We start from the raw sequence: 7,643 nt of genomic DNA on the forward strand, positions 1-7,643 counted from the left end.
AGAGTAACCTGTGAAAAAAATACTGTCCACAAAAAGAGTAAATATTCTAAAAAAATAAACATAAAAAAACAGCTACCTTAATTAAAGGTAGCTGTTTTACTATTTTACGCTTCTACAGATTTCTTTTTCTTAGCAGCTCTTTCACGTTCGCTCTTATCAAGAATCTTTTTACGTAAACGAATGGATTCTGGAGTTACTTCACAGAACTCGTCATCGTTTAAGTACTCTAATGATTCTTCTAAAGTCATTAAGCGTGGTTTTTTCATTGTTGAAGTTTGATCTTTCGTCGCAGAACGAATGTTAGTTTGTTGTTTCATTTTCACAACGTTAACTGTTAAGTCATTCTCACGAGTGTGTTCTCCGACAATCATACCAGCATATACTTCTGTACCTGGTTCAACGAAGATTACACCACGGTCTTCAACTTGCATAATACCGTATTGTGATGCTTTTCCTGTTTCAAGTGAAACTAGAACACCTTGACGACGTCCACCAACTTGTCCAGCGTGTACTGGTTGGTAGCAATCGAATGTATGGTTTAAAATACCGTAACCACGAGTTAATGTTAAGAATTCTGTTGTGTAACCAATTAAACCACGTGCTGGAACCATGAAAGTAAGGCGAACTTGACCGTTTCCGTTATTCACCATATCTAACATTTCACCTTTACGTGCACCCATAGATTCCATAATAGAACCAGTGTATTCTTCAGGTACATCGATTTGTACACGCTCTACAGGCTCACATCTTACGCCATCAACTTCTTTAATAATTACTTCTGGCTTAGATACTTGTAGTTCATAACCTTCACGACGCATGTTTTCAATTAAGATAGATAAATGTAGTTCCCCACGTCCAGATACGATCCATGCATCAGGAGACTCTGTATTATCTACACGTAAACTTACATCTGTTTCTAATTGTGAACGAAGACGCTCTTCAATTTTACGAGATGTAATGTATTTACCTTCACGACCTGCAAATGGACTGTTATTTACAAGGAACGTCATTTGTAGTGTTGGCTCATCAATACGTAATAATGGTAACGCATCTTGATGTTCAACTGGGCATACTGTTTCACCAACGTTAATGTCTTCCATACCAGAAACAGCTACTAAGTCTCCAGCTTTTGCTTCTTCAATTTCTTGACGTTTTAATCCCATGTAACCAAATAATTTTGTTACGCGGAATTGTTTTACGCTTCCGTCTACTTTCATTAAAGCAACTTGTTGTCCAACCTTCATTGTACCGCGGAATACGCGTCCAACTCCAATACGTCCAACATAGTCGTTGTAATCAAGAAGTGCTACTTGGAATTGAAGTGGCTCTTCGCTGTTATCAATTGGTGCAGGAATATGTTCAATAATTGTATCAAATAATGATTTCATATTCTCTTCTTGATTTGCTGGGTTTGAATCTAAGCTTGCTGTTCCGTTCATTGCTGATGCAAATACAACTGGGAACTCTAATTGATCTTCGTTTGCACCAAGTTCGATGAATAAGTCAATTACTTCATCAACTACTTCATCAGGGCGAGCGAAGTCACGGTCAATTTTATTTACAACTACGATTGGAGTTAAGTTTTGCTCAAGAGCTTTCTTTAAAACAAATCGTGTTTGTGGCATACAACCTTCATATGCATCAACAACAAGTAAAACACCATCAACCATTTTCATAATACGTTCTACTTCTCCACCGAAGTCAGCGTGACCTGGTGTATCTAAAATGTTAATTCTTTTATCTTCATAGTGAATCGCAGTATTTTTCGCTAAAATTGTAATACCGCGCTCTCTTTCTAGATCATTTGAATCCATTGCGCGCTCTTCAACGTGTTCGTTCGCACGGAAAGTCCCCGCTTGACGTAATAACTGGTCAACAAGTGTTGTTTTACCATGGTCAACGTGGGCAATAATTGCTATATTACGTAAATCTTGTCGTTTTTTCAACATGTCCAACTCCTAATGTCTTTTTAATCCTTCTCTATTATAAGAGCGAAGGGGATACAATAGCAATTAAAATAAAATCAAGAATGAAAATATAGTTGTATTCTTACTTTTGTGAAAGTAAAATGAGATTGGAGGGTGAAGAAATGGAACACATTCAATATCGCTTTTTATTAACTGCAATTATCGGTGTTATTTTCTTAATCGGTATCGGCATTATGATTGCTGAAAATAGTCCAATCGGTATTATTATTTGCATTATCGGCACATTTGTTACAGTTGGATACGGTTTTGTAACAAAAAGAAAAATGCGTAAATCGCAATAACGTCAAAAAGTAAGAAGCCTGTATACAGCCTCTTACTTTTTTTGTTACTTGGATATAAACGATAACACTTCTTCATACACCCCTGGCTTCGCAACTAATACGCTACTCTTCTCTACGATAGAAAGTGGCGCTCCGGAGAATGTTGTTACCTTGCCTCCAACTTCCTCTACAATTATCTGTCCCCCACCAAAGTCCCATGGTGATAATCTAGGCGTTACATATGCATCGATTCTTCCAGTTGCAACGTATACCATCTCTAATGCTGCACAGCCATATGATCTCGTGCCTCTTGCTTTCTTAACAAGTGCCATCATACTTTCCATATTAAGCAATGGATTGTCGGTAAGCCATATCGCATTTAAAGCTACAATACCTTGCTCTACAGTACCTTTTTGTAATAAAGGTATTGGTACTTCATTACAAAATGCTCCAGCCCCTTTTAACGCATGATATAATTCATCATGAACTGGATCATAAATAAGTCCAATCTTTCCGATACCGTTCTCATAAATTCCAATTGAAATTGCAAAATTTCTTTTTTGGTGAACAAAGTTCATCGTGCCGTCAATTGGATCAATTAACCAAACAACCCCGTCAGAAGAAGTTACCTCGTCTCCATAGCCCTCTTCACCTAAAATATGATGATGTGGGAATGTTTCTTTAATTTTCCCAATTAAAAACTGCTCTATTTCTCGGTCCATATTTGTTACTAAATCAGCTGCATTTGATTTTGTTTCTATAATAAGTGCTTTTTTCATTGATGCCATTAAACGCTCTCCCGCATCCCGAATCCACTGTTTGGCGTGTGCATCGATGTCTTTCCATACTTCTTGCATGTTTAAACACTCCGATCTATACTGTTCACAGAAAAAACGAACCCTTTATAAGGTTCGCACCAACTAATTTTTTATACATATACTATTATTACGCTTCTAAACGAATCATTTCAAGTCTTAACACTTCTAACTTTTGTACACACTCTTCTTTTTTCTGTTTATCATTTTCCATCATCGCATCATATAAAGTCGCTAATTCATAATCTAGCTCCAAACGTAGCACCGGTATTCTCTTTTCAGCATCTGTTCTCTTTAACGCATTAATCACCTGTCTCATATTATTTGCCTCCTCCCAATATTCGTCTGCCCTCGGACTAGAATTGATTCAATTTTCTGATTTTTTGTTTTATACTATACTATGTTGGATAAATCATCTATGCAACAAAATTATATTTTTTTATTTAAATTTTTTTGTGCTGTTTTTTTTATGAATAGTACAAGCTATGCTAAAATAAAAGCAAAATAGGAGTTGGAGGAACAATCATGACACTACAAACATTCAAATCAACTGATTTTGAGGTCTTTACAGTTGATGGTCTCGAAGAACGAATGAGTGCAATTAAAACGAACATTCATCCTAAGCTAGAAGCTTTAGGGGAACAGTTTGCAGCGTATTTATCCAAACAAACTGATGAGAACTTTTTTTATCATGTAGCAAAACACGCACGTCGCAAAGTCAATCCACCAAACGATACTTGGGTTGCTTTTTCAACAAATAAACGCGGATATAAAATGCTACCACATTTCCAAATTGGATTATGGGGTACTCATGCCTTCATATACTTTGGTTTAATCTATGAGTGTCCACAAAAAGTGGAGACGGCTCACGCCTTCTTAGAACATATAAATGATTTAAAAACAAATATTCCAAATGACTTCGTTTGGTCCATTGACCATACTAAACCAAGTGTAAAATTACATAAAACACTTGAAACAAATGATTTACAAAAGATGATTGAACGTCTAGCTACTGTGAAAAAAGCAGAATTATTAGTTGGTATTCATATATCACCAGAGGAGTTTTCAGCAATGACCAACGAACAATTCCTTGCTAAGATTGAATCTACGATGCAATCACTCCTTCCTTTATATGCACTTTGTAATCGATAGTAGAAAACGGACAATTTATATTGTCCGTTTTTAGTTGTTATCACATTATATCACTTCAGTTTTTATTTTTCAAAATATTTTTTACATTTTCACAAGCTTTTCTTCTTCAATTTCTTTAGCCTTCTGAATCGCACGGTATATAGAATATCCACTTACTTCTTGAAACTCTTTATCAATTTTCTTTTCTTCTGCTTTCGATGGAACAATCTCTTTAAAACGACGATATAAACCCATTAATTCTTCTCTTACAATTCCTTTTTCATATGCTTTCTCAATCGCTTCATAAAACTTCACAATTGTAACCATTTCCTCATTTGACCAATCATAATCTAACGGATATTGATATTCCATTTCGCACCTCATTTATCATTTCTTCTTATTTCAATACGCTATCTTAAAGTGATTTTTTCTACTTCACTATAGCCACTTTGCATTATACACTATTTATTCATTTTAATGGAATTGCCTTCCACTAGAAGTTAGTAGGAAGCTACTATTTAACATACTCACCGTAAAAATATTTTTTGCTATACATCTATAATTATTGGTGATATAATGCTTTTGTTTTATAGAAAATAAAGTGAAGCTCCCATCTCAAAAAAGCTTTTGTGAATGGCAGAAAAACAAGTCTCATTCTAAAAAAGAACGTAACTTTTTTAGAACAAGATTATATAAAACAAACTCTAATAAATATTAAAAAAAGAAGGGGTGTATAGATTGTCCCAATACGAAACACCATTGTTTACCGCTTTAGTTGAGCACAGTAAGCGAAATCCAATTCAATTCCATATTCCAGGGCATAAAAAAGGACAGGGCATGGATCCTGAATTTCGCGAATTTATTGGGCATAATGCATTAGCAATTGATTTAATTAATATTGCGCCGCTCGATGATTTACATCATCCAAAAGGTATGATTAAAGAAGCACAGGATTTAGCAGCCGCTGCATTTGGTGCGGATCATACTTTCTTTTCTATTCAAGGTACAAGTGGCGCAATTATGACAATGGTGATGAGCGTTTGCGGTCCTGGTGACAAAATACTAGTACCACGAAACGTGCATAAATCAGTAATGTCAGCTATTATTTTCTCAGGTGCAAAACCTATTTTCATGCATCCTGAAATTGATCCAAAACTTGGTATTTCACATGGAATCACAATTCAATCTGTCAAAAAGGCACTTGAAGAGCACTCAGATGCGAAAGGCCTACTTGTTATTAACCCAACATACTTTGGCTTTGCTGCGGACTTAGAACAGATTGTACAATTAGCACATTCTTACGATATCCCTGTACTCGTTGATGAGGCTCATGGTGTTCATATTCATTTTCACGATGAACTGCCGATGTCAGCGATGCAAGCCGGTGCAGATATGGCAGCAACAAGTGTTCACAAATTAGGTGGATCTTTAACGCAAAGTTCTATTCTTAATGTAAAAGAAGGCCTTGTGAACGTAAAACATGTTCAATCTATTATTAGCATGCTTACGACTACATCAACGTCTTACATCTTGTTAGCCTCCCTAGATGTTGCTAGAAAACGTCTTGCTACAGAAGGAACGGCACTCATAGAACAAACAATACAATTAGCGGAACAAGTTCGTGATGCTATAAATGATATCGAACATCTTTACTGTCCAGGGAAAGAAATGCTAGGTACGGATGCTACTTTTAACTATGATCCTACAAAGATAATTGTATCTGTAAAAGATTTAGGTATTACAGGCCATCAGGCTGAAGTATGGCTTAGAGAGCAATATAACATTGAAGTAGAGCTCTCAGATTTATACAACATACTATGTCTTGTCACTTTTGGGGATACAGAAAGTGAGACAAATACACTTATTGCAGCATTACAAGATTTATCAGCAACATTTAAAAATAAAGCTGATAAAGGTGTTCAAGTGCAAGTAGAAATTCCAGAAATACCTGTTTTAGCACTTTCTCCTCGAGATGCTTTTTATTCGGAAACAGAAGTCATCCCATTTGAAAATGCAGCAGGTCGTATTATAGCTGATTTCGTTATGGTTTATCCGCCAGGGATTCCAATCTTTACTCCGGGGGAAATTATTACACAAGATAACTTAGAGTATATTCGTAAAAACTTAGAAGCAGGTTTACCTGTACAAGGTCCTGAAGATATGACATTACAAACATTACGCGTGATTAAAGAGTACAAGCCTATCAGTTGATAGGCTTTTCTTTCACCCTTTTGGCTTTTTCTCATACGATATTATGTAATGTAACGTATAGGTGGGGATACTATTATGATTGTAATAGGCCGTTCTATTGTACATCCTTATATCACAAATGAATATGAGCCATTTGCAAATGAGAAACAACAAATTTTATCTATAATGGCAGGAAATCAAGAAATCTATTCCTTCCGAACATCTGGTGAACTCAGCTTTGATCTAAATTTGCGTGTTCATATTATTACTTCTGCATTAGAACTTTTTCAAAGTGGTTTTCAGTTTCGCACATTTCAACAATCTTTTTGTAACCCTCAGTATTGGAAAAGAACATCTCTTGGAGGATTCGAGCTCCTTCCAAACATACCCCCTTCCATTGCCATACAAGATATTTTCAAAAACGGAAAACTATATGGAACTGAATGTGCCACCGCTATGATCATTATTTTTTACAAAGCTTTACTAGCATTATATGAGGAAGAAACCTTCAACCGTCTCTTTGCAAACCTTTTACTTTATACGTGGGACTACGATCAAGATTTAAAGCTCATAACAAAGACGGGTGGCGATCTTGTCCCAGGTGATCTCGTTTACTTTAAAAATCCACAAGTGAACCCAGCTACAATCGAGTGGCAAGGAGAAAATACAATCTATCTAGGAAATTTCTTTTTTTATGGGCATGGCGTAGGTGTAAAAACAAAAGAAGAAATTATATACGCGTTAAATGAGCGACGAGTCCCTTACGCTTTTATTTCCGCTTTCTTAACCGATACTATTACCCGTATTGATAGCCGTCTTATGAGCTACCACGCTTCTCCTAACACACCACAGACATCCATAGGATTTATTCCGATTAGAGATGATGCAATTGTTGCAACAGTTGGCAACACAACTACAGTTTATTAAAAAAAGCACCTACATATGTAGGCGCTTTTTTTATTTAAGCTTTTGAATGTTCTTTATGGTCACAGTCGCAATGAGATCCACATTTCCCGTATAGTACTGTTGATTTTTCATCTTCAAAATGTCCGATTGTTCCTTCACATACTTGGCATACGATTGTTCCCATTTTTCATTTCCCCCTGAGTTTTAATAGTAATCTATTTATTTATCATTAAGCTTTCGCATTATCTCTACTAGCACAGTCACAATTTGTTCCGCATTTTCCGTAAAGCACTGTCGTTTTTTCATCTTCAAAATGTCCGATTGTTCCTTCACATACTTGGCATACGATTGTT

The 7,643-nt window shown here is 35.9% G+C and carries 10 protein-coding genes; 4 read left to right on the top strand and 6 right to left on the bottom strand.

Going from position 1 to position 7,643, the window contains the following annotated elements:
- Window positions 1–104: 104 nt before the first annotated feature.
- On the bottom strand, window positions 105–1,949 hold the full coding sequence (typA, locus tag RTP99_RS08890) for a translational GTPase TypA (RefSeq protein WP_000914763.1): 1,845 nt from the start codon (window positions 1,947–1,949) through the stop codon (window positions 105–107).
- A 140-nt stretch (window positions 1,950–2,089) separates the two neighbouring features.
- On the opposite strand from typA, the gene RTP99_RS08895 reads away from it, so the two are divergent.
- Window positions 2,090–2,269 (top strand): DUF5325 family protein, encoded by a 180-nt coding sequence (locus RTP99_RS08895; RefSeq protein ID WP_000400127.1) that lies wholly within the window; start codon window positions 2,090–2,092, stop codon window positions 2,267–2,269.
- Window positions 2,270–2,313: 44 nt separating this feature from the next.
- On the opposite strand, the gene RTP99_RS08900 is transcribed toward RTP99_RS08895, so the two are convergent.
- Window positions 2,314–3,105: an inositol monophosphatase family protein gene (locus tag RTP99_RS08900; protein ID WP_001158698.1), complete on the bottom strand. Its 792-nt coding sequence runs from the start codon at window positions 3,103–3,105 to the stop codon at window positions 2,314–2,316.
- A gap of 88 nt (window positions 3,106–3,193) precedes the next feature.
- On the bottom strand, window positions 3,194–3,382 hold the full coding sequence (locus RTP99_RS08905; RefSeq protein WP_001250168.1) for a hypothetical protein: 189 nt from the start codon (window positions 3,380–3,382) through the stop codon (window positions 3,194–3,196).
- Window positions 3,383–3,588: 206 nt separating this feature from the next.
- Here RTP99_RS08905 and RTP99_RS08910 point away from each other — a divergent pair, with 206 nt between their 5' ends.
- A complete protein-coding gene (locus RTP99_RS08910; RefSeq protein ID WP_000175082.1) occupies window positions 3,589–4,215 on the top strand; it encodes a YktB family protein in 627 nt (208 codons plus the stop codon).
- 81 nt (window positions 4,216–4,296) lie between these two features.
- On the opposite strand, the gene RTP99_RS08915 is transcribed toward RTP99_RS08910, so the two are convergent.
- A complete protein-coding gene (locus tag RTP99_RS08915) occupies window positions 4,297–4,566 on the bottom strand; it encodes a UPF0223 family protein (RefSeq protein WP_000456556.1) in 270 nt (89 codons plus the stop codon).
- Between the two features lie 366 nt (window positions 4,567–4,932).
- On the opposite strand from RTP99_RS08915, the gene speA reads away from it, so the two are divergent.
- Both speA and RTP99_RS08925 read left to right on the top strand, forming a co-directional pair.
- Window positions 4,933–6,405 carry an arginine decarboxylase gene (speA, locus tag RTP99_RS08920; RefSeq protein WP_000084887.1) on the top strand — a complete coding sequence of 491 codons (1,473 nt, stop codon included), beginning with the start codon at window positions 4,933–4,935 and terminating at the stop codon, window positions 6,403–6,405.
- A gap of 75 nt (window positions 6,406–6,480) precedes the next feature.
- Window positions 6,481–7,311, top strand: a complete 831-nt coding sequence (locus RTP99_RS08925; RefSeq protein ID WP_000635350.1) for a protein-glutamine gamma-glutamyltransferase — start codon at window positions 6,481–6,483, stop codon at window positions 7,309–7,311.
- A gap of 34 nt (window positions 7,312–7,345) precedes the next feature.
- Here RTP99_RS08925 and RTP99_RS08930 read toward each other — a convergent pair whose 3' ends face one another.
- Window positions 7,346–7,474, bottom strand: coding sequence for a GapA-binding peptide SR1P (locus RTP99_RS08930; RefSeq protein WP_000536793.1), 129 nt, complete (start codon window positions 7,472–7,474; stop codon window positions 7,346–7,348).
- A 45-nt stretch (window positions 7,475–7,519) separates the two neighbouring features.
- A partial coding sequence (locus tag RTP99_RS08935) for a GapA-binding peptide SR1P (protein ID WP_192826852.1) occupies window positions 7,520–7,643 on the bottom strand: 124 nt, incomplete at its 5' end.

Source organism: Bacillus sp. (in: firmicutes), assembly GCF_031983925.1.
In the GTDB taxonomy this organism is placed as follows: Bacteria; Bacillota; Bacilli; order Bacillales; family Bacillaceae_G; genus Bacillus_A; species Bacillus_A pacificus.

What these genes read in the sequence shown, in the direction of transcription:
- RTP99_RS08915 (WP_000456556.1), bottom strand. Translation starts at nt 4,566, where the DNA reads ATGGAATATCAATATCCGTTAGATTATGATTGGTCAAATGAGGAAATG.
- RTP99_RS08905 (WP_001250168.1), bottom strand. Translation starts at nt 3,382, where the DNA reads ATGAGACAGGTGATTAATGCGTTAAAGAGAACAGATGCTGAAAAGAGA.
- RTP99_RS08910 (WP_000175082.1), top strand. Translation starts at nt 3,589, where the DNA reads ATGACACTACAAACATTCAAATCAACTGATTTTGAGGTCTTTACAGTT.
- RTP99_RS08930 (WP_000536793.1), bottom strand. Translation starts at nt 7,474, where the DNA reads ATGGGAACAATCGTATGCCAAGTATGTGAAGGAACAATCGGACATTTT.
- RTP99_RS08895 (WP_000400127.1), top strand. Translation starts at nt 2,090, where the DNA reads ATGGAACACATTCAATATCGCTTTTTATTAACTGCAATTATCGGTGTT.
- RTP99_RS08900 (WP_001158698.1), bottom strand. Translation starts at nt 3,105, where the DNA reads ATGCAAGAAGTATGGAAAGACATCGATGCACACGCCAAACAGTGGATT.
- typA (WP_000914763.1), bottom strand. Translation starts at nt 1,949, where the DNA reads ATGTTGAAAAAACGACAAGATTTACGTAATATAGCAATTATTGCCCAC.
- RTP99_RS08925 (WP_000635350.1), top strand. Translation starts at nt 6,481, where the DNA reads ATGATTGTAATAGGCCGTTCTATTGTACATCCTTATATCACAAATGAA.